The 2,457-nt window shown below is 72.2% G+C and carries 4 protein-coding genes and 1 pseudogene; 2 read left to right on the plus strand and 3 right to left on the minus strand.

Features of this window, described 5'->3' with window-relative positions; translation table 11 throughout:
• Together AC27IQ_RS22530 and AC27IQ_RS22535 are read left to right on the plus strand one after the other, a co-directional pair.
• Nucleotides 1–391: pseudogene (locus tag AC27IQ_RS22530) on the plus strand (hypothetical protein); the annotation flags it as partial.
• A complete protein-coding gene (locus AC27IQ_RS22535) occupies nt 388–528 on the plus strand; it encodes a hypothetical protein (protein ID WP_487090865.1) in 141 nt (46 codons plus the stop codon). The pseudogene AC27IQ_RS22530 and the gene AC27IQ_RS22535, both read left to right, overlap by 4 nt.
• 107 nt (nt 529–635) lie before the next feature.
• Here AC27IQ_RS22535 and AC27IQ_RS22540 read toward each other — a convergent pair whose 3' ends face one another.
• The 3 genes from AC27IQ_RS22540 to AC27IQ_RS22550 all read right to left on the minus strand — a co-directional run.
• On the minus strand, nt 636–806 hold the full coding sequence (locus tag AC27IQ_RS22540; RefSeq protein ID WP_487090866.1) for a hypothetical protein: 171 nt from the start codon (nt 804–806) through the stop codon (nt 636–638).
• A gap of 116 nt (nt 807–922) precedes the next feature.
• Nucleotides 923–1,318: a RidA family protein gene (locus AC27IQ_RS22545; RefSeq protein WP_372588286.1), complete on the minus strand. Its 396-nt coding sequence runs from the start codon at nt 1,316–1,318 to the stop codon at nt 923–925.
• A gap of 2 nt (nt 1,319–1,320) precedes the next feature.
• On the minus strand, nt 1,321–2,457 hold a 1,137-nt coding region (locus AC27IQ_RS22550; protein WP_487090867.1), incomplete at its 5' end, for an AMP-binding protein.

Consider the following 2,457-nt stretch of genomic DNA (forward strand, 5'->3'; position numbering starts at 1 on the left):
CCCGCTGCTGCCGGGCCTGCCCGTGCGCCAGCCGGATGCGCCGGGCCAGTTCGCGTTCGCGGACCGTGAGCGGGTGGCGGACATCCTGCAGGCCAGTGGCTGGGCCGGCGTCGAGATCGAGCCCCTCGATGCCGTCTGCTCCCTGCGGCGCGACGAACTGGTGCCTTATTTCACCGGCCTCGGCCCGGTCGGCCTGGCCCTGCGCAGCGCCGACGGGCGACCCGCACCCGGGTCATCGCCGCCGTGCGGGCGGCTTTCGAGCCCTTTGTGCAGGGCGAGGCGGTGCGCTTCGGCGCGGCCTGCTGGCGGATCGCCGCACAGGCCGCGGCGGGTGGCACGCAAGGCTGGCGTTAGAGGGCCGTGGCCCGCCTCCTGGCCCGCTGCGGGGTGAACGATCGCTTGTCGGTCGCGCTGAACGTGCAGAACGTGTTCGACCGCAAGGACATCGCCGCGATGTCGGGCTGGTGGTATTCGGGCAGGTACGGCGCGCCGCGCAGTGCGCAGGTGACGGCGCGCTACCGGTTCTGAGCCGGCGGGCCGAGCGCGCCGCCGCCGCGTTGGCGCGCCACCGTCGCACCATGAAAAAAGCCCTCCGGAGAGGGCTTTGGCGTTGCGCTGGGCGCGAAGGGGGCTTTTCAGCCGCCCTTCTTGGAGCGCTTGCCGGGGTTCTTCTTGCTGCGGGTGGCGACGCCACGCTCCAGGCTCACGCGCTGGCCGCGGCCGGGGGTGGCCAGGGTCACGCCGGGCAGTGGCTCGGGACGGGGGGTGCGCTTGCGGTCGGCTTCGGTAACGATCTTGTTGCCCATTTGGGAGGCTCCTGGAGAGAAAAGTGAAAAACACGCTATTAGGCCACATCGTGCAGCCGTGCCCGGTGCGGGCCGTTTCCGCCCGGCCGGGGCGCCGGGAAGTGCAGGGGCCGCACTCAGTCCGGCAGCACGGCGGTGGCCTCGATCTCGATGCGCGCGCGCGCTTCCATGAGGCCGGCGACCTGCACGCAGGCCATGGCCGGAAAGTGCCGGCCCAGCACCTCGCGGTAGGCGGCGCCCAGCTCCTTCAGGCGCGCGTTGTATTCCTCGCGGTCCACCACGTACCAGGTCATGCGCACCAGGTGCTCGGGGCCGGCGCCGCCGGCCTCCAGCACGGCGCGTACGTTCAGGAAGGTCTGGCGGGCCTGGACGATGAAGTCGTCGCTCTCGAACTCCTGGCGGGCGTTCCAGCCAATCTGGCCGCCCACGAAGAGCAGCGTGCCGCGGGCGGCCACGCCATTGGCGTAGCCCTTGGGGGGCGCCCAGTCGGGCGGTTGCAGTCGGGTGTGCAGGGTCATGTCTTGGGGGATGGAAGTGGGGCGTTGGCGGCCGCAGCGGCCGCGCTGTCGCGGGCCAGCGCGGCGGCCTGGCGCAGCTTGAAGCGCTGCAGCTTGCCGGTCTCGGTGCGCGGCAGGGCGGTGGCGAACTCCACGATGCGCGGGTATTTGAAGGGGGCGATGCTGGCCTTCACGTGGTCCTGCAGCGCCTTGGCCAGGGCGTCGTCGCCGGCATGGCCGGGGCGCAGCACGCAGATGGCCTTGACGACCATGCCGCGCTCGTCGTCGGGCACGCCGATCACGGCGCACTCGGCCACGGCGGGGTGGCGCAGCAGGGCATCCTCGACCTCGGGGCCGCCCACGTTGTAGCCGGCCGTGATGATCATGTCGTCGTCGCGCGCCTGGTAGAAGAAGTAGCCGTCGGCGTCCTGCACGAAGGCGTCGCCGGGGTGGTTCCAGCCGTTCTTCACGTAGTTGGCCTGGCGCGCATCGTCCAGGTAGCGGCAGCCCGTGGGGCCGATCACGGCGAGCTTGCCGACCGTGCCGCGCGGCAGCTCGCGCCCGCGCCCGTCCACCACCTTGGCCTGGTAGCCCGGCACCACGCGGCCGATGGCGCCGCGCCGCACTTCGCTGCCGGCCGACGAGATGAAGATGTGGAACATCTCGGTGGCGCCGATGCCGTCGGTCATCTCGATGCCGGTGGCGTCCTTCCACAGCTGGCGCGTGGCATCCGGCAGGGCCTCGCCGGCACTCACGCAGGTGCGCAGCGCGGGCAGGCCCAGGGCCTTGGCGAAGGGTGCCATCTGCCGGTAGAAGGTGGGCGCGGTGTAGCAGACGGTGGCGCCCACCTCGCGCATCAGCCGCACCATCACCTCGGGGGTGTAGGGCACGTCGGGAAAGTACACGCTCGCGCAGGCGGCCATGGGAAAGAGCAGCAGCCCGCCCAGCCCGAAGGTGAAGGCCAGCGGCGGCGAGCCGACCACGATGTCCTCGGGCGTGGAGCGCAGCACATGGTGCGGCCACGCGCCGCAGGCCGCCAGCACGTCGCGGTGGCTGTGCACCGGCGCCTTGGGATGCCCCGTGGTGCCCGAGGTGAAGGCCATGAGCGCGATGTCGTCCGCCGCGGTGGGGCAGGCGGGCAGCGGCGCGCAGCC

The sequence above is a fragment of the Acidovorax sp. KPB24-07 genome, from assembly GCF_057543315.1.